The sequence below is a fragment of the Yoonia maritima genome (genome assembly GCF_043641945.1).
Lineage (GTDB): Bacteria > Pseudomonadota > Alphaproteobacteria > Rhodobacterales > Rhodobacteraceae > Yoonia > Yoonia maritima_B.
The window spans coordinates 158026-181114 of sequence record NZ_JBHZRX010000001.1 but is presented as its reverse complement, the minus strand read 5'-3'; the positions used below and the strand labels follow the sequence as shown (position 1 = coordinate 181114).

Sequence of the window (23089 nt, the reverse complement as noted above, 5' to 3'; positions counted from 1 at the left end):
GAATGCCTTTCACATGACTTGATATCGGAACCCGAAGTGTGAACTTCAAGAGTTTATGTAAATGTTTTTTACATTAATGCATTTTACATCGTAAAATCAGCTACCTGCGCGTTGGAAATTTCTAATAAACGCTCTGGCGCGATCGGAAAAATATGACGAGGCGTCCCGGCAGCCCCCCAGATTTCGCCAAATTCAGATAGTCTTGGGTCCATAAACGCGCGGATCTGGTTCAGATGCCCAACAGGTGCAACGCCACCGATGGCAAAGCCAGTTTGCGCCCGGATCATCGCAGCGTCTGCCTTGCCCAAGGCCTCGCCCGCAACGACGCTCGCCTTTGCCGCGTCCACCTTGTTGCTGCCTGCTGTGATAAACAAAATTGCCTGTCCCGAGGTTTCCCCAGCAAAAATCACAGATTTGGCGATTTGATCGACGTGGCAGTCAGCAGCATCAGCGGCTTGTTGCGCGGTACGTGTCTCAGTTCCCATTTCAAGCGGGGTAATATCCAAACCGGAGTCATGCAGCGCACGAATGACGCGTTTCAGGCTTTTGCTCATGATCTTCATGTCCTTTTTGGGTCACTCTAGCGTGCGGGTTCTGATTGACCAGACCGCTGCGCAAGGTAACTGTGACATATGTCTTTTGTTGATCGTCTCACCCGTTGTCCGCGCCCCTATGATGTTGATCGGGGGCAAGATGCGCTTACTTATTTGTCGGATTTGCCGCCGGCTTTGGTGCCTTTGATTGAAGGTACGGCAGGGTGCAGCCCTTATTTGGCGGGGCTGTTACAGGCCGAGGCGGAATGGATCGTTCCCGCGTTGCATGAACCGGAAGGTGCCGTTGATGCAATTCTGGTAGAGCTTCCTGATGTAAGTTTGGACGCGCTGCCCGCGCATCTACGTCAATGCAAACGGCGCATCGCGCTGATCACAGCTTTGGCTGACCTTGGCGGTGTCTGGCCGCTTGAGGTGGTGACGCAAGTATTAACCGATTTCGCGGATGCTGCAGTGCAAGCGGCTTTGGTCCGATTGGTCGAGGCCGAAGTCACGCGCGGTAAGCTCCCTAGTGACGGTGATCCGGCGCAAGCTGGTGGGATGTTCGCATTGGCCATGGGAAAAATGGGCGCGGGCGAATTGAACTATTCGTCCGATATTGATCTGATTTGCCTGTTCGATGAAACCCGATTTGATCCCGACGACTATCACGAAATCCGTGCCAGCTTTATCCGGGTGACACGACGAATGGCTGCGATGCTGTCAGATGTTCGTGGGGGCGGGTATGTGTTTCGGACCGATCTGCGCTTGCGGCCCGATGCGTCAGCGACCCCGGTTTGTCTATCGATGGAAGCCGCCGAACGTTACTATGAAAGTGTGGGCCGGACATGGGAGCGTGCCGCCTATATCAAGGCGCGCGCTTGCGCGGGCGATGTCGACGCCGGTGGTAGATTCTTAGATACACTGCGCCCATTTGTCTGGCGCAAGCATTTGGATTTCGCCGCGATCCAAGACGCCCATGATATGCGTCTAAAGATCCGTGACCACAAAGGACTGCACGGAAAACTTGTGCTTGAAGGGCACAATATGAAGTTAGGGCGCGGCGGTATCCGCGAGATCGAGTTCTTTACGCAAACGCGCCAACTGATTGCAGGTGGGCGTGACCCGTCACTGCGCGTGCGCGGAACACGGGACGGGCTGAATAGGCTGTCGGCAGCTAATTGGCTGCCTGAAGATGATGCTGTAACACTATACGATCATTATAAATATCATCGCGAAGTTGAGCATCGATTGCAGATGATCAATGACGCGCAGACCCATCACTTGCCAAATGATGCTGAAGGTTTCGAACGCCTTGCTGCATTCATGGGAACGGAAGTAGATGCGCTACGGTCCGAAATTTCAGATCGTATCGAAGAGGTCCACGCATTAACCGAAGGCTTCTTTGCACCCGATGCAGCGCCAAGCCAGGTCAGCGATTGGGGAGCGGATATTGTTGCGCGTTGGCGCAATTACCCGGCTTTCCGGTCATCCCGCGCCAACGAGATTTTTGAACGGCTCAAGCCTGAAATTTTGGCCCGATTGCAAGAGGCCGCAAAGCCGGACGAGGCTTTGGTCCAGTTCGATGGTTTCTTGTCTGGGCTTCCTGCTGGTGTGCAGTTGTTTTCACTGTTCGAGGCAAATCCTCAACTAACCCAATTGATCGTGGATATCGCTGCGACCGCGCCAGAACTGTCGCAATACCTATCGCGTAACTCTGGCGTATTTGACGCCGTGATCGGCGGCGCGTTCTTTGACCCTTGGCCGGGCAAGGATGGTTTGCAGGCTGACCTGACCGCCACTTTGGATGCTCTCGACGATTACGAAACCCAACTTATCGCTGCGCGCCGTTGGGCAAAGGAATGGCATTTCCGCGTTGGTGTACATTTGCTGCGCGGTTTGATCAGCGCAGAGGTGGCGGGTAGCCAATATGCTGATCTGGCTGGTGCGGTTGTTGCGGGGCTATGGCCAGTCATCGTTGACGAATTTACCAAAAAACACGGGGCGATGCCGGGGCGCGGAGGCGTGGTTCTTGGCATGGGGTCGCTTGGGGCTGGGCGGTTGAACGCGGAATCGGATCTCGACTTGATTATGGTTTATGATGCCCAAGGGATTGAGGCATCGGATGGGCGTCGTCCGCTTGCGACCCGTCCATATTACGCGCGATTGACCCAAGCATTGGTAACCGCGCTTTCGGCGCCCATGTCAGAGGGGCGTTTGTACGAGGTGGATATGCGGTTGCGCCCGTCTGGCAGGCAGGGGCCGGTCGCAACCTCGTTTGAGGCGTTTACAGATTATCAGCGCAACCAAGCCTGGACGTGGGAACATCTGGCGCTGACGCGCGCGCGCGTGATGGCTGGTAATCCAGAGCTGGCGGACGAGATAGAAAACGTCCGCATTGCCGTCTTGGCCGAAAAGGGCAAAGGTGAAACCGTACTTACCGATGTCGCAGACATGCGCCGCCGGATTGCGGCTGCAAAACCTTCGCAAGGTGATTGGGATGCCAAGATTGGCCCCGGTCGCTTGCAGGATATCGAACTGTTCGCACAGACGGCATGTTTGCGTGCTGGGTCGTCGGCACGTGAATTGGACGCGCAATTAGAGGCCGGTGTCGCAGACGGCTGGGTGAGTGCCGCTGACGCGCAGGCGGTAAACGACGCGGCGCGGCTTATGTGGCGCTTACAAGCGGTTGCTCGTTTGTTAACGGGTGGGCCACTGCGCCCTGATGAAGTTGGTGAAGGGGCCAAGCGTTTGATTTTGCGTGAAACAGATTGCAGTGATCTGGCAGAGCTGTCTGACCAGTTGCACGCGCAGGCCGCAGCGGCGGATGCCGTGATTAGCCGGATGTTGGGGGCAGCAGATGACGCGTGATCCAATCGACCCGACTGGCCTGATCCGTGAATCTTTCCGGATTGATGGCATTTCCACCGAAGAGTGCCGGACAATCTTTTTAGAATGGGCGATGGGAATTGGGGCTGATGTTGACGCGAAGGCGGCGATCAGATCGCATCTCGTGACTTATAGCGATATGCCGCAGGACCATCCGATGATCGTTACACTATCTGCAGCATTGGCCGATGTGCGCCCGCCCAAACGCCGTGGCGGTAGGCGAGCGCGCGTTCCTGAATAATCAGCTGGCTTGGAGCTGTGATGCTTCGCGGGCAAGCGCTGTGATGCCAGCCCAATCGCCCGCTTGGACCATATCTTTGGGCGCAACCCAAGATCCACCAACACAAAGAGTGTTGCTTAGGCTTAGGTAATCGTTCGCATTTTTCAGGCTCACGCCGCCAGTCGGGCAGAACTTGACTTGTGGGATCGGAGCACCGATCGCCTTAAGTGCAGGCGCGCCGCCGTTTGCTTCGGCGGGAAAGAATTTTTGCACGCTATAGCCGCGTTCCAGTAGGCGCATCGCCTCGGACGCAGTCGCAATACCGGGCAACAACGGCAGGTCATTGGCTTCGCAAGCGTCTAGCAGTCGGTCGGTTGCGCCGGGTGATACGCCGAATGTTGCACCGGCTTCTTTGGCCGCTTCAACGTCTTTTGGCGTCAGCAATGTGCCAGCGCCAACAACACCGCCGGGCACTGACGCCATCTCGCGGATCGCGTCCAAAGCGGCAGGTGTGCGCAATGTGACTTCAAGGGCAGGTAGGCCGCCAGCGACAAGCGCCCGCGCCAAATCGGCTGCTGTGCTGGCGTCATCAATTACCAAGACAGGTACAACAGGGGCAAGCAGGCAGACTTTGGCGGCGGCGGCAGAGGCTTCTTGTGGGGTCATGTTCCAGACTTTCATCGGTTATTTGGTGCAGCGCGGCGTCGTTGACGCCGCGTCGGGATGCTTATGGGAAATATGTGTCAGCTAGACAACCACTGCGGCGCCTTCAGATGAAAGACCCACGTTGCGGCGGAACACTTCGAACAATTCACGTCCGACGCCATTGCCGTTGCCAGTCAGGTCAGCAATTGCGGGGCTGCGCGTGGTCAGATCCACGCCCAAGACATCAATGGTGCCTTTTGTGGCGTCTAGGCGCACGATGTCGCCATCTTGTATCAGGCTGATTGGGCCGTTATCGGCGGCCTCGGGCGATAGGTGAATTGCTGACGGCACCTTGCCGGACGCGCCAGACATACGACCGTCAGTGACCAGCGCCACCTTCAATCCGCGGTCTTGCAACACGGCAAGCGTTGGTGTCAGGCCATGCAATTCAGGCATGCCGTTCGATTTTGGCCCTTGGAACCGAACCACGATGATTGTGTCTTCGGTAAACTCGCCAGCTTTGAACGCGTCTTTAACGGCCTCTTGGGTGTGGAACACACGGGCAGGGGCTTCGACGATGTGGCGCTCTTTTGCGACGGCAGAGGCTTTGATCACACCACGGCCTAGGTTGCCGACAAGTTGCTTCAACCCACCTTCGGGCTGGAATGGGTCGCTTGCGGGGCGCAGAATTTTTTCGTTCAGCGATTTGCCGGCACCAGCGGAGTAGGTGATCCTACCATCTGTCAATTTGGGTTCTTGCGTATACAAATGCAGCCCGTCACCCGCGACTGTTTTCACGTCATCATGCAACAAGCCAGCGTTCAGCAGCTCACCAATCATAAACCCAAGACCGCCAGCAGCATGGAAGTGGTTCACATCTGCCAGCCCGTTTGGATAAACCTTCGCCATGAGCGGGGTTACATCTGACAAGTCACTAAAGTCCTGCAGATCAAGGATGATGCCAGCCGCACGTGCCATCGCTGGCAGGTGCAACACAAGGTTCGTTGAACCACCGGTGGCCATAAGGCCGACAAGGCCGTTCACAAATGCCTTTTCATCCAAGACATCGCAAACAGGAGTGTATTGGTTGCCCAATGCAGTGATTTCCAGCGCGCGTTCCGTGCCGGCTGTTGTCAGCGCATCGCGCATAGGCGTGTTCGGGTTCACAAAGGATGCGCCGGGTAGGTGTAGACCCATGAACTCCATTAGCATCTGGTTCGTGTTGGCCGTGCCGTAGAAGGTACATGTACCCGGCCCGTGATACGACGCCATTTCAGAGGCCATTAATTCGTCGCGCCCAATTTCGCCGACAGCGAATTTCTGGCGGACTTTGGCTTTTTCGTCGTTCGGCAAACCGGATGTCATCGGACCAGCGGGTAGGAACACACTGGGGATATAGCCAAACGTTGCCGCGGCCATGACAAGACCAGGAACGATTTTATCGCAGACGCCAAGATAGATCGCAGCGTCAAAGACGTTATGCGAAAGACCAACACCTGCAGCCAGCGCAATCACGTCACGCGAAAACAGCGATAGTTCCATACCGGTCTGGCCCTGCGTCACGCCGTCACACATAGCAGGAACGCCGCCTGCAACCTGCGCCGTGCCACCGGCCGCACGCGCAGCTGCGCGGATCAGATTCGGATACAGTTCAAAGGGTTGGTGCGCCGACAACATGTCGTTGTAGGCGGTGATGATTCCGATGTTTGGTGCGCGACCCTCGGCTAATGTGGCCTTGTCTTCGCCCATCGCGGCGTAGGCGTGGGCAAGGTTGCCACAGGCCATATGGGCGCGGCGTGGGCCTTCGGATGCAGCGCGTGCCATATTTTCGAGGTAGGCTTGACGCGTATCTTCAGAACGGGCGCGAATGCGGTCGGTGACCGCGGCGATTTTGGGATGAAGTGGCATTGGCTTCCTCATGACTTTCACTTGGTCGAAGTCTACCATAATCCGTTAGCGCTAACAAGGGCGGGCGTGTCGCGGATGTTTGCTAAAAGTTAGTTACCGTTATCAAAACAGTTATCAATTCTGATTCAGCATGCTAGGCGGCGGACAATTCTAATGCTTTGAAAGTTCAGGAGCGCAAAATGTTTAAACGAATAATCAGTGCCGTCATGTTGATCGCAACAATGGCTGCATGTTCGCTAGCTGGTTCAGGTCCGGACCCGCGCCCTGTTATGGCACGGTCTTACGACCTGACAGCGTTGAATTTTTCGGTGAAGGAGGGGCTGACCGTATCTGAGGATAGCGGATATTATCCCAAGGCAGATATCGTTTGGCGTGGTGATGCGCCCGGTCCGCGTATCCCGCAAATTGCTGCTATGTTTGAAACTGCGGCGCAGCGCAACGAATCCGTTCTTCGTGGCCAAACACCGATCGTTGTTGACATTCAATTGATCCGTTTTCACGGCGTTACTGAGCAGACCCGCGCGACGGTTGGCGGGGTCTATAACATTATCTTTATGATGACTGTGCGTGATGCACGGACAGGCGCGGTGATCGAACCCGCGCGCCGGATCGAGGCTGACTTGCGTGCACCCGGTGGTCGTCGCGCGTTTGAGATGGATCGGAATGGTCGTACACAAAAAGTCGAAGTCACTGACTTTTTGACAGCGACGCTACGAAATCAACTGATCTAAAGACATCTTCCCAAGCGGGGGTAAATAGGAGTAGGAGGTCAGTTATGAACACAACTGACACCTCCCCCGATTTGCCCGTCGTCCGCTTGATCCCCAAGGCCGAAGCCCGCGCTATCCGTCATGGCTTCCCTTGGGTTTATTCAAATGAATTGGTCACCGACCGACGCACCCGTAAACTGGCTGCTGGCACCATTGCGCGGCTCGAAGATGCAAACCGCACGCCCATGGGCATTGTGGCCGTCACCCCAGAATCTAAAATCATTTGCCGTATGCTGGACCAAGATCCGGATGCAGTTATTGATCAGACATGGTTTGCAGCTCGCCTGACGCGCGCGCTATCCCACCGTGAACGCTTGTATGATGCGCCATTCTATCGTCTTATCCACGCCGAGGCAGACGGGCTTCCGGGCGTCGTCATCGACCGTTTTGGTGATGTTGCCGTCGTGCAGCCGAACGCCGCTTGGGCCGATACACTGATCACGCCGCTGGTTGCTGCGCTGCAAGAGGTCACAGGCGTCACCACAGTAATCATGAACGGCACGGGCCGTGCCCGCACATTGGAAGGTCTGGAAGAAAAGACCGAAGTGCTTGTCGGGGAAGCCCCATCAGGACCGATCTCCGTGCCGATGAATGGTGCAACCTACATGGCCGAAGTTATGGGCGGGCAGAAAACGGGGTTGTTCTTTGACCAACGACCGAACCACGCGTTTGCGGCCGGGCTTGCAAAGGATGCACGCGTCCTTGATGTCTTCTCGCATGTTGGTGGGTTCGGTTTGGCTGCTTTGGCTGGCGGTGCAAAATCAGCATTGTCAGTTGACGGTTCAGCCCCAGCACTTGAACTCGCAGAGCAGGGCGCTGCCGCTATGGGCGCATCTGATCGGTTTGAAACCCGTAAGGGCGATGCATTCGATGTGTTGACTGCATTGGCCGAAGAAAGCGCAGAGTTCGACGTTGTCATCTGCGACCCGCCCGCATTTGCGCCAACCCGCAATGCCGCCGAAGCAGGGCTGCGCGCCTATGAACGTGTCGCGCGTTTGGCCGCGCCATTGGTGGCGGACGGCGGATACTTGGTGCTGTGCTCGTGTTCACACGCGGCTGACATCACCAAATTCCGCAATTCATGCTCGCGTGGGATTGGCCGTGCTGGTCGGCGTGGGCAGATTATCTACACGGGCTTTGCCGGCCCAGATCACCCGCAATTGCCACATTTGGCCGAAAGCGGATACCTAAAGGTGGTTGTCTACCGCCTATGAGGGTCATGATAGACGCCTGCGTTCTTTATCCAACAGTCATGCGCGAGGTCGTGCTTGGCTGTGCGGCACAAGGGCTTTTTGAGCCACGGTGGAGCCCGCGCATCTTAGAAGAATGGGCGCGGGCGACGATCAAACTCGGCCCAGAACAAGAAGTCTGGGCGCGGGGTGAAATTGCGACACTCAATGCAAAGTTCCCAAAGGCGAGTGTCAGCTATGACGCTGCAATTGAGGCGCGGTTTTGGCTACCAGACCCCGGCGATATTCACGTGCTTACAGCAGCAGTTGTTGGATCATGTGATGCGATTTTAACGATGAATGCCAAGGACTTTCCTGGCAATATTCTTGCAGAAGAAGACCTGACTCGCCGAGACCCAGATGGGTTCATGCGCCAGATGTTCGAGATAGCCCCGGATAAGGTCCGTAACGTTGCCGATGGCGTATTGGCGGAAGCAAACCGACTGTCAGATCGACCATGGGAGATGCGCGCGCTGATGAAAAAGGCGCGGCTTCCACGCTTTGGCAAGGCATTAGTAGCTTAGCGCCACTTTGCCTCGTTTGCTTCAATTGCGGCGATGCGGAGCGGTGTTTTTGGGTGGCTCATCAACCATGCAGGCGTGGCTGCTCCACGTGCGCCAGTCAGCCCTTCAAGTTTAGCAAAGAGAGATTTTTGCGGTGCCGTGCCGATGCCAGATTTTGTCAGCAGTGCCGATGCATAGGCGTCTGCCTCAAATTCATCCGAACGCGACATTCCCGCAGCGACCAGCCGCATCGCCATCGTCGCCAGCCATGGGCCGATACCCGGAATAAACCGCCCAAGGACCATCGCAAGCGCCGTGCGCATTGCGTTTTGTCCAGAAAAGTCGATCATCCGACGCTTGGCGTGCCCTAAGGCCACATGCCCCAATTCATGGGCAATGACGGATGCCATTTCTTCGGCGCTGACTTTACCCTCGCGGTATTTGTCAAAAAAACCACGCGTGATGAAAATCCGTCCATCCGCGACAGCCAAACCGTTCACGGGTTCGATCTCATAGATGTGCACGCGAATGCGTGCGATATCCAAGGCTTTGGCCATGCGTGCAGTCAATTGGTTGAGAACCGGATCGTCCATTTCGATCGACTTTGCGTCCAGTTCACGCGCGGTGCGCCAGACGGAGAACCGATACATCGCGAGCCCGTAAAGGACCGCCAGCAGAATAGGGGTAAATTTGATCATATCTTAGATATTGGGGGCGGGTTGCAGAATAGCAATGGGGATCAGCGCCCCAATGACTTCATACCTGCTTCGATACCTGACAATGTCATCGGCACCATGCGGTCTGCGCCAAAGATATCTTGGATCATTTGAACGGATTGGGTGTAGCCCCAATAGCGTTCATCCAGCGGGTTGATCCAAAGATGGCTTGGCCATTGGTCGCGTGCGCGGGTCAGCCATGTTTCCCCGGTTTCGGCGTTCCAATGTTCGTTTGCGCCACCTTTGAACGCGATCTCATAGGGCGACATGCTCGCGTCACCCACAAAAATGCATTTGTAGTCAGGACCGTAGGTGCGCAATACGTCCCAAGTTGGCGTCTGGTCATCCCAGCGGCGGGCGTTGTCACGCCACACACCTTCGTACAGGCAGTTGTGAAAGTAGAAATGCTCGAAATGCTTGAATTCGGATTTGGCCGCGCTGAACAGTTCTTCGACAAGCTTGATATGTGGGTCCATGGAGCCACCGATATCTAGGAAAAGCAGGACCTTTACCGCATTCCGGCGTTCCGGTTGGGTCTGCACATCTAGATAGCCGTGTTCAGCAGTGGCGCGGATCGTCCCGTTAAGGTCCAGCTCATCATGTGCGCCATCACGCGCCCACCGACGCAGCCGTTTCAGCGCGACCTTAATATTGCGGGTGCCCAGTTCAACAGTATCATCCAAATTACGAAATTCACGTTTATCCCAGACCTTAACGGCACGTTGATGGCGGCTTTCTTTTTGGCCGATGCGTACGCCTTCGGGATTGTAGCCATATGCGCCAAATGGCGAGGTGCCGGCTGTGCCGACCCATTTGTTGCCGCCCTGATGACGTTCCTTTTGTTCCTCAAGCCGCTTTTTGAGCGTCTCCATCAGCTTGTCAAAGCCACCCATCGCGTCGATTTCAGCCTTCTCAGCCTCGGTCAGGTGCTTTTCAGCCAGTTTTTCCAGCCAATCCGCAGGAATGTCGACGGCGTTCATCACGGCCTCTGGTGGGATCGCGTCCAAGCCTTGAAAGGTCGCAGCAAAGGCGCGGTCGAATTTATCAAGGTTGCGTTCGTCTTTGACCATGATGGTCCGGGCGAGGAAATAAAACGCCTCGATATCATAGGTCGCAAGGCCTGCTTTCATACCCTCAAGAAACGACAGGAATTCGCGCAAGGATACTGGGACCCCTTGATTGCGCAAATTGTCGAAGAAGGGCAAAAACATCGGTTAAACGTAGCTGCGTTCGATAAAGATCAGTATAAACAGCCCGATAAGACCAAAGATGATCGCAAAGACAATCGACCATTGCGCAATGTCTTTGCCAGCGCCACCGCGCAACTTGGCGCGCAAGGCACCCAAAACAGCCCCGAATAGAATTCCGATCAGCGGGTAAATCATGGGTTAGCCCTTTGTTAGCTTGGTGGTTCTTGTGGTCGTAGTGCCGCGATTTCATTAAGCCGATCAATGACCTCGTCACGGCTTCCGAACCCGTAACGCCCCCATGCCAGACTGTCCAGCCGCAGGGCCATGCCTGCGTCAGTGTTACCCTGTATGTCGAGTGCTTCGGCTTTAAACATCATCAATAGCGCCATGAGTGCTGGGTTTTCGTGGCGACGGGCGACGGGGATCGCCTGATCGGTGATGCGTATGGTGGTTTCGGCGTCGCCTGATATCAGCGTGAACGCGGCCATTTGGACCGCTACATGGGCCGCATGAATTTCGGTTGTTCGGCTTTGGGTGTAGGCGCGGTTTGCTGTGTTGAATGAATTCAGCGCCTGTGACGCGTCATTGCCGATTTGTAACCGTCCATAGGCGTAATATGCAAACCCTTCACGCGGTCCACGCCAGCCGATCTGGTTGCCAATGTCGATCGCACGCGCAGCGGCTGCACGACGGTACGCTTCGGTACCTTGTCCGCTAAGCGCAGTTTCCATCGCGTTGATCCATGATCGCGGCGTCAATTTCGCGATCTCGCCACCGCCGCGTTGGCCGCGTGGGTTTAGGCGGGCCAATATGCCGGGTAGGCGGGCCGCGACAGCAGATCGTGACATGCCGCTGCGCAACTCGCGGTCATAGAATACACGCAAAATGAGCATGTCGAAGCCAGTAAGGACCGCATGGATATTATCGTCATTGTAAACGGAATCTGGCAGGCGATACAGATCGTTAAGTGGCCCAAGCCCTTGGGCTAATTCTTCGTGCAGGCAATCGCGCGCTTCTTGCGGGGGGATGCCTGTCGGGATGAAAATGGCCGCATGTTCGCGTTTGGTCAGCGTTCCCCAATTTAGCGCGCCATTGCGACCAGAGCGTTGAAGCTCTGACCAGCTTTGTACGCGCGGAACGACAAAACATGCTGCGTTTGGTGCTGCGCGCTGCATTTGACGCTGTGATACCGTTTCGATGACAATGCTTGCGTTCGGATCGTCTGTGCGACGAATGTCGATCCGCGCCTCTGACCGTAGCCGTGCAAGTAATAGGTCCAAATCGCGCGACATCTGTGTGGGGAACTGCCCGACGGTTCGCACGGTTATGGGCTCTTCAAAGCGGGTAAGTGCAGGAAGCGGCTGACCGCTTTCCATCCGAAACGCCAGATCAAGGAAATCTTGCGCAATTTCTGAATTTGGACGTTGTGGTGGGGTGGGTGTGGCCGTGGCAAAGCTGCGCATCGCCGGAAACTCAAGCAGGGTCGGTGGCGGTCCCTCGGGGACTTGAGTACAAGCTGACAACAAGGCCAGTGCAAAAGCGGCAAAACGTTTCATGCAGGCCTTTGGTATTTGATGAAATTGGTGAGCGTTCCAACCCGGTCATAAAGCTGGCGACCCGTCTGATTGTCATCTTGGGTCATCCAGTAGACATTCGGGGCGCCAGCATTATCAGCGGCTGCATAGACAGCCTCGATCAATTTGCGCCCCACGCCGGTGCCACGCACTGATGGGGCCGCGAACAGATCCTGCAAATAGCATACGTTTTCGACGCGCCAGCAATGGCGGTGAAACAGGTAATGCACCAATCCGACGGGTTCACCGTTTTGCTCGGCGATCAGGCAATTGAAATCATGGCTGTCGTTGCTCAACAGCCGCGCGAATGTCGTGTCATAAACATCTGTTGGTAAAGAGGTTTTGTAGAAAGCTAGGTAGCTTTCCCATAGATTGTCCCAAGCGGGTCGATCCTTAGAGTGGAGCGGTCTGATTACCGTTTCTGTCATCTTTACCTGCTTATAACCTAAATGCGACCATAGCTGTGTTTATGGGCGGTACCAGTAAAATAGCCGTGCGCGACTAACGCCCAGAGCGGGCCATAAACGCAAGTCGTTCAAACAAATGCACGTCTTGTTCATTCTTCAAAAGCGCACCGTGCAGCTTGGGAAGCGCATTTGCGCCATCACGCTTTAGGTCATCAGATGTTAAATCTTCGGCCAATAACAGCTTGAGCCAATCCAGCACTTCTGACGTCGATGGCTTTTTCTTGAGGCCAGCTGTTTCGCGGATTTCGTAAAACTGAGTCAGCGCAGTTGTAAGAAGTGCCTCTTTGATTCCAGGGTGGTGGACCTCGACGATTTGGCGCAGCGTGTCCATGTCTGGAAAACGGATGTAATGGAAAAAGCAGCGGCGCAAAAACGCGTCCGGCAGTTCCTTTTCGTTGTTAGATGTAATGATGATAATCGGCCGATGATTGGCGCGAATGGTTTCGCCGGTTTCGTAGACGTGGAATTCCATCCGATCGAGTTCCTGCAAAAGGTCGTTCGGGAATTCGATGTCGGCTTTGTCGATCTCATCAATCAGTAGAACGGTCCGTTCGGGGGCTGCGAAGGCCTGCCAAAGTTTTCCTTTTTTGATATAATTTGCGACATCGTTCACACGCTCGTCGCCCAATTGGCTGTCACGCAAACGGCTGACTGCGTCATATTCGTACAGGCCTTGTTGTGCCTTGGTTGTGGACTTAATATTCCACTCAATCATAGGCATGTTTAGCGCAGCGCTGACTTGCCGGGCCAGTTCTGTTTTACCTGTGCCGGGTTCGCCCTTAACTAAAAGGGGTCTCTGCAATGTCATGGCAGCATTTACCGCCATATTTAGGTCATCTGTGGCAACGTAAGTGTCGGTACCGGTAAACTGCATCTTCGCGAACCCTTTGATTTGTGTGGTCAACCTAGCAGGTCGCCAGCGATCATCAACATCCCGCCAAAGGATAATTTCAGGGGGTGACAGTGGACGTCCAAGAGAGTAAACCCCGCATAAAATAGGGCAGAGGGAATGCAATTACGGCCCCAATCCTCTGCCACGCCGGAGAATTGATAGGGTATGACGATGAAAGCCGAAACGTTTCTGCCAGAAGACTATATTCCAGCCGATAATGAACCGTTCATGAACGAACGCCAGACGGAATACTTCCGCCGCAAGCTACTTAACTGGAAAGCTGAACTTCTCGAAGACACCCGCGACACTGTCGCAGGGATGAAAGATCAGACACGCAATATTCCCGATGTTGCAGACCGCGCATCCGAAGAAACTGACCGTTCGCTAGAGCTACGCACACGCGACCGCCAGCGCAAACTGGTCACCAAGATTGACGCTGCGCTGCGCCGCATCGACGAAGGTGAATACGGCTACTGCGAAATGACAGGTGAGCCGATTTCGCTTAAGCGCCTAGATGCACGTCCAATCGCTACAATGAGCCTTGAAGCACAAGAACGTCACGAGCGCCGCGAGAAGGTGCACCGCGACGACTAAGGTGCAACATAACGCAAAACGCAATGTCGCCATCATCGGTGGCGGCATCGGTGGCCTTACTGCAGCCTTGGCGTTTGCGCGGCAGGGCGCTGCGGTCAACGTTTACGAACAAGCGCCCGAACTAACCGAGGTTGGCGCAGGGCTGCAAATTACGCCAAATGGAATGCGGGCGCTTTATGCGCTTGGTCTTGAAGCCGCGCTTGATATGAGTGGGGTCAAAGCCAAGGCTGTGATTCCGACGGATGCTTTGTCAGGCCGCGAAATTGCGCGTTTTGATCTGACTTCTCAATCTCCTCCATACCGTTTCTTTCACCGCGCGGCGCTAATTGATCTACTTGCACGGGGGTGCGCCGCGAATGGCGTGACCGTGCAGCTCAATGCGCGGATCACGGATGTACGGCCCGATGGATCGTTTGAAGTCGATGGTATTCGAGTAACGCCAGACCTGACGATTGGTGCTGACGGTGTACGGTCGAACATACGCGGTTTGATCAACAAACCGACAGAGCCTTTCTTTACAGGGCAGGTGGCATGGCGCGCATTGGTCAAGGTCGAAGATGCTGACCCGGTCGCTCGCATCTGGATGGCGCCAGGGCGGCATATGGTGACTTATCCGTTGTCCGGCGGGCGGCTGAACATCGTCGCAGTTCAGCAACGCAGCCAGTGGGCCGAAGAAGGCTGGCATCACCAAGATGACCCGGGCAATCTGCGCCAAGTTTTTGCAGACTGTCACTGGAGCCTGAAATCCATTCTGAGCGATGTTGAAAAGGTGAACCTGTGGGGGCTGTTCCGCCATCCGGTTGCCCAACGCTGGCATGCAGGATCAGTGGCAATACTTGGTGATGCAGCGCACCCGACGCTGCCATTCCTTGCGCAGGGTGCCAACCTTGCCATCGAAGACGCCTATGTGTTTGCGCGTTGCTGTGATGAACACGCCGATCTGTCACAAGGGTTGCAAGCCTATCAAGCAGCGCGGCGCGATCGTGTGGTCAAAGCCGTCAAGGGCGCGAACGCGAATGCGCGAAACTATCATCTTGGCGGCATCCAACGCCTTGTTGCCCACGCTGGGCTGCGCACGATGGGAAAGGTCGCGCCAAACGCGTTCCTCAACCGGATGAGCTGGCTCTATGATTTGGATGTGACGGCTTAGCGCCAGTGATTGTTGGTCATGTAGGTGACGCGCTCAAGCACTTCGAAGCTGCCAAAATCAACGCGGAATACATCGTTTTCAACGCGCATATAGACCCAACCATCACTGACAGGCGGCAGGCCATAATAGCGCGCGTTCATCAGCACGGAATGTTTGCCACGTTCTAAGTAACTGCCGACTTCAACAGGGCTAGGGCGCGGTGCGGTGGATTTGGGAACTGACACGCAATTGGTCCCGGCAACAGCAATACGGCACTGTGCAATAGACATTGATGGGGTCAGGCAGGCCACTAATGTGGCTGCAAACAAGGTTTTTCCGAGCATTTTCAACGCGCTCCTTACAGTTAACCAAATCTGCTCGATTATTGTTTTTTGTCTACTTAGTCGCTTAAGCGGCTAGGTCAACCCATACGGGCACGTGGTCTGACGGCTTTTCCTTGCCGCGCACCTCGGATTCGATCCAGCAATTGTTCAGCAAATCGGCACATTGTGGCGTCAGCAAAAAGTGGTCGATGCGGATGCCGTTGTTCTTTTCCCAAGCGCCCGCTTGGTAATCCCAGAACGAATAATGGCCTGCACCAGATTCGCGCGCGCGGAAGGCTTCGGTAAAGCCAAGGTTCACGATCTGGCGGAATGCCTCACGGCTTTCTAGGCGGAACAATGCGTCATCGCGCCACGTGTCTGGACGGGCGGCGTCTTCGGCTTGGGGGATGATGTTGTAGTCGCCAGCCATCAGGGCAGGGGTTTCCGCTGCCATCAACTCTTGCGCGCGGTTGTATAGCCGTTCCATCCAGCGCAATTTGTAGTCGTATTTCGGGCCGGGGGCGGGGTTGCCGTTTGGCAAGTAAAGCCCGCAAATGCGGATTGCGACATCGCCCACGACGGTTGCTTCGATATAGCGGGCTTCTTCGTCATCGACACCTTCACGTCCAGCGCCAGCGGCGCCCGGCAAGCCGCGTGTCACGTCTTCTAGCGGGAGCTTGGACAGGATCGCGACGCCGTTAAAACCCTTTTGACCATGGGTTTCGACGTTGTACCCTTTGTCTTCTAGGATTTCGCGCGGAAAGTTTTCGTCGATGGATTTGATCTCTTGCAAGATCGCGACATCGGGGTTGGCATCGTCCAACCAGTCAGTCAACGCGTTGATGCGTGCTTTCACGCCGTTGATGTTGAATGTCGCAATTTTCATGGCTGCCCCTCGTTTGGGGCAGTTTTGCCGCAGTAGGCGGCAATGCACAAGCGTTTAGCTTTTGGGTTTGTCGTCAGTACGTACCGGGATGCGTGCCAGGGATGTCATCAGCCCCGGAAAACGTACAGTTTTCCCTTTGGCTTCTGCGCTATTCACATGGGCACGAAAAACCGCAAGCTGCACAAGCATCGCAACAGCGAAAATCGCCAAGGCGATCTCTGTCGGGGTGATCTTCATCAGTTGGTCGAGCATTGTGAGACTCCTCTGTCACCAGACGCTTAGCATATTATGGGTCGCTGCGCAAAAGATTGCGGAAAGCGTCATAATTGGTTCGGCGTCCTTTCAGTGTTGATATAATGGCGAACGCACGCTTTCGGTAGGCCTGCACCCCGAAAAATGCGGTGACCATCGCAATTGTAATACTGGCAGCGGTCAAAACATCGGCAGATCCATAGACCACCGCCCCAAAAGCACCCAGCATCAGGCCGATAATCGTTCCCATGACCAAACGGCTTGGGATTAAGTCATTTTCAAGCTTGGCGATGTCGCTATCCAAATCCCGGATTTGATCGGTCAGGGATTCGGAAATCGCCTCGGCCAAGTCACGGTAGATCATCGAATTCGTTGCGCGTGTGCCGGTAACAAGCCTATTGCGCAGATCGATACGAGATTGGCCAGTCGTGACCGCCTGATCCAACAGATCTGCGATCTCGATCTCGCGGCCGCTCCAATCATCATCTCGTTCATCGCGTTGCGCCTGATCCAAGATCAGCCGAGCCAGCCTTGGATTGTTTTGCATTACATCGAAAACGAAGTGCCGCAGCCACAAGACGAAGCAGCATTCGGGTTTTCGATAACAAAGCGTGCGCCAATCAGCTCTTCAGAAAAATCGATGACGGCGTCAGCTAAAAAGGGCAGGGACACCGCATCAATCACAACGGTTTCGCCATTGTCAGACAGAACCAGATCATCTTCTTTTGGTTCGTCCAAGTCGATTTCATACTGAAAGCCCGAGCATCCGCCGCCTTCAACTGCGATGCGAAGCGCCTTTCCTTGGGACGCAGCCCCGATTTCTGCAAGCCTTTCAAAGGCGCGTGGGGTCACTTTGGGGGGAATCGTCAGCATTTTGCGACCTATTCGTTTGTGTTCATTTGCAATATAGGGATCACAGGCAAGACGGACAAGGCAGGCAAATCTCATGACAGCGTCATATGCAACCGACCCGGAAAATGCGCGTGGGCGGCTTTACCCCGAAGAAGAAAGCTATTTTCGTTCACCTTTTCAACGGGATCGTGACCGGATTATCCACGCATCGGCCTTTCGGCGGCTCAAACATAAGACGCAAGTGTTTATTGAGCATGAAGGCGATTATTTCCGCACCCGTCTGACACATTCGATCGAAGTCGCACAGGTTGCCCGTACGATTGCTGGCACGCTTGGTTTGAACGTGGAATTGACCGAAGCTGTCGCGCTGGCCCATGATCTAGGTCACACGCCCTTTGGTCACACCGGGGAAGAAGCGCTTGATGAATTGATGCAGCCCTACGGTGGTTTTGATCACAATGCGCAGGCGCTGCGGATCGTGACCAGCCTTGAACGACACTATGCTGAATGGGACGGCTTGAACCTGACGTGGGAGACGCTGGAAGGCATCGCCAAACACAATGGCCCGGTAACGGGCGACATTCCTTATGCATTGGCTGCGTATAACGCGCGGCATGATCTTGAATTGCATACGCACGCAAGTGCAGAGGCACAGGTTGCGGCATTGGCTGATGATATTGCCTATAATAACCATGACTTACACGATGGTCTTCGTGCGGAACTTTTCAGCACGGATGATCTTGCAGAGCTGCCGATCTTGTCTGATTGCTTTGCTCGGGTCGATGCAAAGTATCCCGGACTGAACTATTACCGCCGCCGCCACGAAGCGCTGCGTCGGTTCTTTGGAGTGTTGGTCGAAGACGTGATCACGGTCACGCAACGTAATTTGTCGGACCTAAATCCGGCGACAGTGCATGACATTCGCCATGCAGGACGCATGATGGTTCAGTTTTCGCCAGAGCTCTGGACGGACCTAAAAGTCATACGAAAATTCCTGTTTGATCGTATGTATCGCGCCCCGGCGGTTGTGGAAATGCGCGTGGTTGTGACACAAATGATCAACGACCTGTTTCCATTCTTTATGGAAAATTCGGACGAGTTGCCAAAGCAATGGCGCAAGGATGTGGCCGATGCACCTGATCAAATAACATTGGCACGCATCGTTGCTGACTATATTGCAGGCATGACGGATCGGTTCGCGATCCAAGAACATAAACGGTTAATCGGCGGTGAAGTCATTCCGGCGGGGGTAATTGATGGCAATTGAAGTTGAAGCAGGCGCAATGGCGCCAGTAATGGCGTTCGCGCTGGTTGGCGCACTTGGCGTTGGATCACAGTGGCTTGCGTGGCGGTTGCGCATGCCAGCAATCGTGCTGATGTTGGTGGCAGGCGTTCTGGTTGGTCCAGTGGCGGGGGTGTTTGACCCGGCGCGTGATATTGGGCCGCTGATGGGGCCGATTATCTCGATTGCTGTTGCGATCATCCTGTTCGAGGGCGGTCTGACACTAAACTTTCATTCGCTAAGTGACGCTGCCAAAGGCGTGCGGCGATTGGTGTTTGTTGGTGCCCCATTGGGATGGCTGACTTCGACATTGGCGTTGCGCTATGGCGCAGGGCTGTCATGGGAAAGTGCTGCTGTCTTTGGTGGCATCATGATCGTCACGGGCCCCACGGTGATCGCACCGCTGCTACGCACTGCACGGCTTTCCAAACGTCCTGCGGCGCTTTTGCAGTGGGAAGCAATCATCAATGACCCAATCGGTGCGTTGGCGGCTGTTTTCGCGTATGAAGTCGTTTTGGTTTTGAACACCGCTACGACCGTCCAAGCGGCCGTTATGGATTTGGTAATCGGGATCGGCTTTGCAACAATCCTTGGTGTTGCGGCGGGCTACGGCCTTGCGCGTTCATTCAAGCGTGGCTGGGTGCCAGAGTATATGAAGGTGCCAGTGTTGTTTGCGCTGTTGCTGGCAATCTTTGGCGTGTCCGACTACGTGCTTCATGAAAGTGGCCTTTTGGCTGTGACGATCATGGGCATCGTAATCGCGAACGCGAACCTGCCCAGCTACGAAGAACTACGCCGCTTTAAGGAACACGCGACCGTTCTGCTGGTTTCGGGCGTGTTTATCTTGCTCGCTGCTAGCCTTGATTTCGGCGCTTTGCGGCAGCTTGATATGCGGGCAATCGCGTTTGTTTTGGCGGTCGTCTTGGTTGCGCGTCCGCTTACGGTGATGTTGTCCTTGATGGGGTCAGGTGTCCCTTTCAAAGAACAAATCCTTGTCGCGTTTACAGGGCCACGTGGCGTTGTTTTGGTCGCTGTTGCCGGCTTGTTTGGTGATCGATTGATCGGTCTGGGTTTCGAGGATGCCACCCTGATCGGACCGCTCGCATTCGTTCTTGTGGCATTTACCGTTGTGCTGCACGGCTTCACGCTCGCGCCGTTTGCGCGTTGGCTTGGGCTGACGGGGGCAGACGTGCCGGGTGTTGTTGTGATTGGTGGTTCATCTTGGACAACCGCATTTGCCGAAGCCTTGAAAAAGGCCGAGGTCCCAGTGCTGATGACGGATCCCAACTTTGGTAATCTGCGCGGCGCACGGGCTGCGGGAATTCCGACTTTCTCGGGTGATATTCTGTCCGAGGCGGCCGAGCAGCGATTGGAACTGATCAGCTACGCGACACTGGTCGCGGCCACTGATAACGATGCTTATAACACGCTGGTGGCGACCGACCTTGCACCCGAATTTGGTCGCGATTCCGTGTTCCAAGTGATGCGTGCAAAAAGCGATAGCGCACGCCACCAACTGCCGCGTACCTTGGGCGGGCGTAACTTTGGACCAGAGGAAACGCATGCTGGCCTAAACCGGATGATAGCAGAAGGCTGGACCTTCCGGATTACTCGCCTAACCGAAGAATATACGCTCGAAGACTGGCGGACAAAGCGCCCGGGTGCACATCTATTCGCGCGTATTGGTCCAAACGGTGCGATCCGTTTGGTGCGCAAAGACGAAGAGGTCAAAGGTGCGCCGGGCGTGCGCATCATCGCGCTGCGCCCGCCGGGCGAAGAAGAAGGCGAGCAACCGCCCGCTGACGCATGACAGCGCAGGTTACACTGGCCGAGTGCGAAGCCGCGCTTAGCCACGTCATTGATGCGCCAAAAGATGGTGCCATCATAAATGAACTATGCCTGCGTCCCGATGTTGGGGCGCGCGCATTTCCAGACAGTCTAGAGCTAACGGTCGAAAACGGCATTATCGGTGATCGTTGGAAAACGTCACCGTGGCTTCGGCTGCCCGACGGAGCACCCGATCCGAAAATTCAGGTTTCTGTCCTGTCAAAGCGGGTCATGGATTTATGTTGGCGCGATCAGGACAACAAAGATCGACACCCCGGTGATCCACTGGTTGTCGATATGGACCTCGGCATGGAAAACCTACCGGTGGGGACACGCCTAAACGTTGGCAGTGCGGTGATCGAAGTCAGCGTCCAGTTCAACACTGGCTGTGTGAAATGGCGCAACAACTACGGCGCCGAGAGTGTCCGTTGGATCAATCGACGCGCCAACCGCCCGTATCGTTTACGTGGCATCTTATGTTCGATCGTGCAGGACGGTGTTGTTCGTGTCGGTGACCGACTTTTAAAGGCATAGGCCACTATTTTGTAAGCGAGCCAGCCCGTGACAGGTTTTGCTTGCATTGACGCTGCTGGTTACGATGTTAAACCCGCAGAAACTCTGTTTCCGTCCCAAATGGGACCAAAGGACCGCTATGAACCTGTTTGCTGATATCCGTACCCGTGTGATTGCTTGCCTTGATCAGATGGTGACCGAGGGCACGTTGCCCGAAGGTCTGTCCACTGCTGCTGTCGCGGTCGAGCCTCCTCGCGATCCGGCACATGGTGATATGGCAACCAATTCGGCGATGGTTTTGGCAAAGCCAGCAAAAATGAACCCGCGCGCAATCGCAGACGCATTGGCAGCGAAATTGCTGACTGATCCGATGATCACCGTGGCCGAGGTCGCTGGTCCGGGTTTCTTGAACATGCGTCTGGACCCGAGCGTTTGGCAGGGTGTTGTGAAAACAGCGCTGACCGATCCAACTTATGGTCAATCGTCTTTGGGGCAGGGCCAAAAGATGATGGTCGAATACGTATCCGCCAACCCAACAGGCCCACTGCACGTTGGTCACACACGGGGCGCTGTATTTGGCGATGCGCTGGCGCGGTTGCTGGATTACGCGGGCTATGACGTTACCAAAGAATACTACATCAACGATGGCGGCGCGCAGGTCGACGTTCTCGCGCGGTCGGTGTACCTGCGGTATTTGCAAGCCCACGGTCAGGATGTTGAATTCCCCGATGGCACATACCCTGGCGACTATCTGATTCCAGTGGGTGAAGCGCTGAAAGAAAAAGTCGGTGACAAGTTCATCGACAAAGGCGAACAGTTCTGGCTTGAAGAAATCCGTGAATTTGCGACCGCCGCGATGATGGAGCTGATCCGCGAAGATCTGGCCCAGCTGAACGTCACAATGGATAACTTCTTTTCCGAAAAGTCGCTTTATGGCACTGGCTTGATTGAAAAGGCGATTGCCGAATTGGACGCAAAGGGCCTGATTTATCGCGGTGTGCTTGAACCACCAAAAGGCAAAATGCCCGAAGATTGGGAACCACGCGAACAGACGCTGTTCAAATCGACCGAGCATGGCGATGACGTGGACCGGCCTGTACAAAAATCTGATGGTTCCTGGACCTACTTTGCGCCTGATATTGCCTACCACTATGACAAGGTGCAGCGCGGCTTTGATCAGCTGATCGATGTCTTTGGTGCTGACCACGGCGGCTACGTCAAACGGATGAAAGCGGCAGTTTCCGCGCTGTCCGACGGTAAGGTGCCGCTTGATATTAAGCTGACCCAATTGGTGAAGCTGTATAAAAATGGCGAGCCGTTCAAAATGTCAAAACGGGCAGGGACCTTTGTGACCCTGCGCGATGTTGTTGATCAGGTTGGTCCAGACGTGACCCGGTTCCACATGCTGACGCGGAAAAACGACGCGCCGCTTGATTTCGATTTCGACAAAGTTCTTGAGCAATCCAAAGATAACCCAGTGTTCTATGTGAACTATGCATATGCGCGGGTGAATTCTGCAGTGATCAAGGCAAGCGCATTTGCAAAGGTCGACGATGCAACATTGGCAGGCGTGGACCTGTCCGGGCTGACCCACGATGCAGAATTGAACGTGATCAAGAAGCTTGCTGAATGGCCGCGTTTGGTTGAAATCGCGGCCAAAGGGCACGAACCTCACCGGATCGCATTTTACCTCTATGACTTGGCGTCTGATTTCCACGCCTTGTACAACCGTGGCAACGACGAAACAGCGCTACGCTTTGTGCAAGAGAGTGACTCAGACACAACACAGGCGAAAATCGCCCTTATCAGGTCCGTAGCGATTGTTATTTCGCACGGATTGGGTATTCTTGGGGTCACTCCGGCGGAAGAGATGCGCTAACGCACAGACTGCCGGATTG

Annotated in this window: 25 protein-coding genes; 11 read left to right on the top strand and 14 right to left on the bottom strand. The window is 55.1% G+C overall.

Annotation, left to right across the window (positions count from 1 at the left end):
• Nucleotides 1-83: 83 nt before the first annotated feature.
• A complete protein-coding gene (locus ACHUEV_RS00980) occupies nt 84-554 on the bottom strand; it encodes a YbaK/EbsC family protein (protein ID WP_394177205.1) in 471 nt (156 codons plus the stop codon).
• Nucleotides 555-632: 78 nt separating this feature from the next.
• On the opposite strand from ACHUEV_RS00980, the gene ACHUEV_RS00975 reads away from it, so the two are divergent.
• Together ACHUEV_RS00975 and ACHUEV_RS00970 are read left to right on the top strand one after the other, a co-directional pair.
• A complete protein-coding gene (locus tag ACHUEV_RS00975; protein ID WP_394177204.1) occupies nt 633-3401 on the top strand; it encodes a [protein-PII] uridylyltransferase family protein in 2769 nt (922 codons plus the stop codon).
• Nucleotides 3391-3660 (top strand): hypothetical protein, encoded by a 270-nt coding sequence (locus tag ACHUEV_RS00970; RefSeq protein WP_394177203.1) that lies wholly within the window; start codon nt 3391-3393, stop codon nt 3658-3660. The genes ACHUEV_RS00975 and ACHUEV_RS00970 overlap by 11 nt, the downstream gene beginning before the upstream one ends.
• Here the strand turns inward: ACHUEV_RS00970 and eda are convergent, their stop codons facing one another.
• Nucleotides 3661-4305 carry a bifunctional 4-hydroxy-2-oxoglutarate aldolase/2-dehydro-3-deoxy-phosphogluconate aldolase gene (gene eda, locus ACHUEV_RS00965; protein ID WP_394177202.1) on the bottom strand — a complete coding sequence of 215 codons (645 nt, stop codon included), beginning with the start codon at nt 4303-4305 and terminating at the stop codon, nt 3661-3663.
• Nucleotides 4306-4386: 81 nt separating this feature from the next.
• The gene (gene edd / locus ACHUEV_RS00960; RefSeq protein ID WP_394177201.1) at nt 4387-6192 is read right to left on the bottom strand and encodes a phosphogluconate dehydratase; all 1806 of its coding nucleotides are present in this window, start codon (nt 6190-6192) and stop codon (nt 4387-4389) included.
• A gap of 179 nt (nt 6193-6371) precedes the next feature.
• Between edd and ACHUEV_RS00955 the strand changes: the two genes are divergently transcribed.
• Genes ACHUEV_RS00955 through ACHUEV_RS00945 form a run of 3 tightly spaced genes read left to right on the top strand, consistent with a single transcriptional unit; the run spans nt 6372 to nt 8715 of the window.
• Nucleotides 6372-6923 (top strand): DUF6778 family protein, encoded by a 552-nt coding sequence (locus ACHUEV_RS00955; RefSeq protein ID WP_394177200.1) that lies wholly within the window; start codon nt 6372-6374, stop codon nt 6921-6923.
• A gap of 44 nt (nt 6924-6967) precedes the next feature.
• Complete coding sequence (locus ACHUEV_RS00950; protein ID WP_394177199.1) at nt 6968-8176, top strand: RSP_2647 family RNA methyltransferase; 1209 nt, start codon at nt 6968-6970, stop codon at nt 8174-8176.
• Entirely contained in the window at nt 8173-8715 is a 543-nt protein-coding gene (locus ACHUEV_RS00945; protein ID WP_394177198.1) for an RSP_2648 family PIN domain-containing protein, read from the top strand. The genes ACHUEV_RS00950 and ACHUEV_RS00945 overlap by 4 nt, the downstream gene beginning before the upstream one ends.
• Here the strand turns inward: ACHUEV_RS00945 and ACHUEV_RS00940 are convergent.
• The 6 genes from ACHUEV_RS00940 to ACHUEV_RS00915 all read right to left on the bottom strand — a co-directional run bounded on the left by ACHUEV_RS00940 (nt 8712) and on the right by ACHUEV_RS00915 (nt 13515).
• Nucleotides 8712-9392 (bottom strand): M48 family metallopeptidase, encoded by a 681-nt coding sequence (locus ACHUEV_RS00940; RefSeq protein WP_394177197.1) that lies wholly within the window; start codon nt 9390-9392, stop codon nt 8712-8714. The two genes, ACHUEV_RS00945 and ACHUEV_RS00940, sit on opposite strands and share 4 nt — an antisense overlap.
• Nucleotides 9393-9433: 41 nt before the next feature.
• On the bottom strand, nt 9434-10621 hold the full coding sequence (locus ACHUEV_RS00935; RefSeq protein WP_106744103.1) for a vWA domain-containing protein: 1188 nt from the start codon (nt 10619-10621) through the stop codon (nt 9434-9436).
• Nucleotides 10622-10624: 3 nt separating this feature from the next.
• Nucleotides 10625-10795, bottom strand: a complete 171-nt coding sequence (locus tag ACHUEV_RS00930; RefSeq protein ID WP_165793286.1) for a hypothetical protein — start codon at nt 10793-10795, stop codon at nt 10625-10627.
• Nucleotides 10796-10809: 14 nt separating this feature from the next.
• Nucleotides 10810-12156, bottom strand: a complete 1347-nt coding sequence (locus ACHUEV_RS00925) for a DUF2927 domain-containing protein (protein ID WP_394177196.1) — start codon at nt 12154-12156, stop codon at nt 10810-10812.
• Nucleotides 12153-12602: a GNAT family N-acetyltransferase gene (locus ACHUEV_RS00920; protein ID WP_394177195.1), complete on the bottom strand. Its 450-nt coding sequence runs from the start codon at nt 12600-12602 to the stop codon at nt 12153-12155. Before ACHUEV_RS00920 ends, ACHUEV_RS00925 begins: the two co-directional genes overlap by 4 nt.
• 73 nt (nt 12603-12675) lie before the next feature.
• The gene (locus tag ACHUEV_RS00915) at nt 12676-13515 is read right to left on the bottom strand and encodes an AAA family ATPase (protein WP_394177194.1); all 840 of its coding nucleotides are present in this window, start codon (nt 13513-13515) and stop codon (nt 12676-12678) included.
• 189 nt (nt 13516-13704) lie between these two features.
• On the opposite strand from ACHUEV_RS00915, the gene dksA reads away from it, so the two are divergent.
• Nucleotides 13705-14127, top strand: a complete 423-nt coding sequence (dksA, locus tag ACHUEV_RS00910; protein WP_106353957.1) for an RNA polymerase-binding protein DksA — start codon at nt 13705-13707, stop codon at nt 14125-14127.
• 1 nt (nt 14128) lies between these two features.
• Nucleotides 14129-15277 (top strand): FAD-dependent monooxygenase, encoded by a 1149-nt coding sequence (locus ACHUEV_RS00905; protein ID WP_394177193.1) that lies wholly within the window; start codon nt 14129-14131, stop codon nt 15275-15277.
• Here the strand turns inward: ACHUEV_RS00905 and ACHUEV_RS00900 are convergent.
• From ACHUEV_RS00900 to ACHUEV_RS00880, 5 genes are all read right to left on the bottom strand, one after another.
• Nucleotides 15274-15600, bottom strand: a complete 327-nt coding sequence (locus ACHUEV_RS00900; protein ID WP_394177192.1) for a hypothetical protein — start codon at nt 15598-15600, stop codon at nt 15274-15276. The genes ACHUEV_RS00905 and ACHUEV_RS00900 overlap by 4 nt on opposite strands.
• Nucleotides 15601-15664: 64 nt before the next feature.
• Complete coding sequence (gene xth / locus ACHUEV_RS00895) at nt 15665-16465, bottom strand: exodeoxyribonuclease III (RefSeq protein ID WP_394177191.1); 801 nt, start codon at nt 16463-16465, stop codon at nt 15665-15667.
• A gap of 54 nt (nt 16466-16519) precedes the next feature.
• On the bottom strand, nt 16520-16717 hold the full coding sequence (locus tag ACHUEV_RS00890; protein WP_394177190.1) for a hypothetical protein: 198 nt from the start codon (nt 16715-16717) through the stop codon (nt 16520-16522).
• A gap of 34 nt (nt 16718-16751) precedes the next feature.
• Nucleotides 16752-17264 carry a hypothetical protein gene (locus tag ACHUEV_RS00885; RefSeq protein WP_106353971.1) on the bottom strand — a complete coding sequence of 171 codons (513 nt, stop codon included), beginning with the start codon at nt 17262-17264 and terminating at the stop codon, nt 16752-16754.
• Nucleotides 17264-17590, bottom strand: a complete 327-nt coding sequence (locus tag ACHUEV_RS00880) for a HesB/IscA family protein (RefSeq protein WP_204353897.1) — start codon at nt 17588-17590, stop codon at nt 17264-17266. The genes ACHUEV_RS00885 and ACHUEV_RS00880 overlap by 1 nt, the downstream gene beginning before the upstream one ends.
• 73 nt (nt 17591-17663) lie before the next feature.
• Here ACHUEV_RS00880 and ACHUEV_RS00875 point away from each other — a divergent pair, with 73 nt between their 5' ends.
• From ACHUEV_RS00875 to argS, 4 genes are all read left to right on the top strand, one after another.
• Nucleotides 17664-18836 (top strand): deoxyguanosinetriphosphate triphosphohydrolase, encoded by a 1173-nt coding sequence (locus ACHUEV_RS00875; protein WP_106353974.1) that lies wholly within the window; start codon nt 17664-17666, stop codon nt 18834-18836.
• Nucleotides 18826-20661: a cation:proton antiporter gene (locus ACHUEV_RS00870; RefSeq protein WP_394177189.1), complete on the top strand. Its 1836-nt coding sequence runs from the start codon at nt 18826-18828 to the stop codon at nt 20659-20661. Before ACHUEV_RS00875 ends, ACHUEV_RS00870 begins: the two co-directional genes overlap by 11 nt.
• The gene (locus tag ACHUEV_RS00865; RefSeq protein WP_394177188.1) at nt 20658-21212 is read left to right on the top strand and encodes an MOSC domain-containing protein; all 555 of its coding nucleotides are present in this window, start codon (nt 20658-20660) and stop codon (nt 21210-21212) included. Before ACHUEV_RS00870 ends, ACHUEV_RS00865 begins: the two co-directional genes overlap by 4 nt.
• Nucleotides 21213-21330: 118 nt before the next feature.
• Nucleotides 21331-23070 carry an arginine--tRNA ligase gene (argS, locus tag ACHUEV_RS00860; protein WP_394177187.1) on the top strand — a complete coding sequence of 580 codons (1740 nt, stop codon included), beginning with the start codon at nt 21331-21333 and terminating at the stop codon, nt 23068-23070.
• The last annotated feature ends 19 nt before the right edge of the window (nt 23071-23089 follow it).

Bases quoted from the DNA above. Each gene is read 5' to 3' on its own strand.
- ACHUEV_RS00980 (WP_394177205.1), bottom strand. From the start codon at position 554: ATGAGCAAAAGCCTGAAACGCGTCATTCGTGCGCTGCATGACTCCGGT.
- ACHUEV_RS00975 (WP_394177204.1), top strand. From the start codon at position 633: ATGTCTTTTGTTGATCGTCTCACCCGTTGTCCGCGCCCCTATGATGTT.
- ACHUEV_RS00970 (WP_394177203.1), top strand. From the start codon at position 3,391: ATGACGCGTGATCCAATCGACCCGACTGGCCTGATCCGTGAATCTTTC.
- eda (WP_394177202.1), bottom strand. From the start codon at position 4,305: ATGACCCCACAAGAAGCCTCTGCCGCCGCCGCCAAAGTCTGCCTGCTT.
- edd (WP_394177201.1), bottom strand. From the start codon at position 6,192: ATGCCACTTCATCCCAAAATCGCCGCGGTCACCGACCGCATTCGCGCC.
- ACHUEV_RS00955 (WP_394177200.1), top strand. From the start codon at position 6,372: ATGTTTAAACGAATAATCAGTGCCGTCATGTTGATCGCAACAATGGCT.
- ACHUEV_RS00950 (WP_394177199.1), top strand. From the start codon at position 6,968: ATGAACACAACTGACACCTCCCCCGATTTGCCCGTCGTCCGCTTGATC.
- ACHUEV_RS00945 (WP_394177198.1), top strand. From the start codon at position 8,173: ATGAGGGTCATGATAGACGCCTGCGTTCTTTATCCAACAGTCATGCGC.
- ACHUEV_RS00940 (WP_394177197.1), bottom strand. From the start codon at position 9,392: ATGATCAAATTTACCCCTATTCTGCTGGCGGTCCTTTACGGGCTCGCG.
- ACHUEV_RS00935 (WP_106744103.1), bottom strand. From the start codon at position 10,621: ATGTTTTTGCCCTTCTTCGACAATTTGCGCAATCAAGGGGTCCCAGTA.
- ACHUEV_RS00930 (WP_165793286.1), bottom strand. From the start codon at position 10,795: ATGATTTACCCGCTGATCGGAATTCTATTCGGGGCTGTTTTGGGTGCC.
- ACHUEV_RS00925 (WP_394177196.1), bottom strand. From the start codon at position 12,156: ATGAAACGTTTTGCCGCTTTTGCACTGGCCTTGTTGTCAGCTTGTACT.
- ACHUEV_RS00920 (WP_394177195.1), bottom strand. From the start codon at position 12,602: ATGACAGAAACGGTAATCAGACCGCTCCACTCTAAGGATCGACCCGCT.
- ACHUEV_RS00915 (WP_394177194.1), bottom strand. From the start codon at position 13,515: ATGCAGTTTACCGGTACCGACACTTACGTTGCCACAGATGACCTAAAT.
- dksA (WP_106353957.1), top strand. From the start codon at position 13,705: ATGAAAGCCGAAACGTTTCTGCCAGAAGACTATATTCCAGCCGATAAT.
- ACHUEV_RS00900 (WP_394177192.1), bottom strand. From the start codon at position 15,600: ATGCTCGGAAAAACCTTGTTTGCAGCCACATTAGTGGCCTGCCTGACC.
- xth (WP_394177191.1), bottom strand. From the start codon at position 16,465: ATGAAAATTGCGACATTCAACATCAACGGCGTGAAAGCACGCATCAAC.
- ACHUEV_RS00890 (WP_394177190.1), bottom strand. From the start codon at position 16,717: ATGCTCGACCAACTGATGAAGATCACCCCGACAGAGATCGCCTTGGCG.
- ACHUEV_RS00885 (WP_106353971.1), bottom strand. From the start codon at position 17,264: ATGCAAAACAATCCAAGGCTGGCTCGGCTGATCTTGGATCAGGCGCAA.
- ACHUEV_RS00880 (WP_204353897.1), bottom strand. From the start codon at position 17,590: ATGCTGACGATTCCCCCCAAAGTGACCCCACGCGCCTTTGAAAGGCTT.
- ACHUEV_RS00875 (WP_106353974.1), top strand. From the start codon at position 17,664: ATGACAGCGTCATATGCAACCGACCCGGAAAATGCGCGTGGGCGGCTT.
- ACHUEV_RS00870 (WP_394177189.1), top strand. From the start codon at position 18,826: ATGGCAATTGAAGTTGAAGCAGGCGCAATGGCGCCAGTAATGGCGTTC.
- ACHUEV_RS00865 (WP_394177188.1), top strand. From the start codon at position 20,658: ATGACAGCGCAGGTTACACTGGCCGAGTGCGAAGCCGCGCTTAGCCAC.
- argS (WP_394177187.1), top strand. From the start codon at position 21,331: ATGAACCTGTTTGCTGATATCCGTACCCGTGTGATTGCTTGCCTTGAT.